Consider the following 408-nt stretch of genomic DNA (forward strand, 5'->3'; position numbering starts at 1 on the left):
CCTTGTCCTGATTTAAAGTTAATCCACTATATTCCAATCCACCGAGAAAAATAGCAATCGAAAAGACGCATCGCCGCCATTTTTCGCATAACGGTCTTAACTTGGATATTGGCAGATTCAGAATCAGATTGAACCTGACAACAATAATAGACCAGATGAACTAATACTTTATAAGTATAATCAATTTTTCGGATATTAACAATTTTTGAAAATAAAGCCGTAGTGAAAGACAATACCTTAGAAAGAGACCATCGAGAAGAAAAATAGTTTGAAATAAGGACAAACTTATAACGGACTTTCACACAGCAAAAATCATCTCCAAGCATCAAGTCCGCTCAAAAACACGCCAAATTTCCATCCATATCCAATAAATACCGCCAAGCCCGTTTTATGACAAAGGTCGTCTGA

Origin of the sequence: Neisseria sp. HMSC70E02 (genome assembly GCF_001838645.1) — a bacterium.
In the GTDB taxonomy this organism is placed as follows: Bacteria; Pseudomonadota; Gammaproteobacteria; order Burkholderiales; family Neisseriaceae; genus Neisseria; species Neisseria macacae.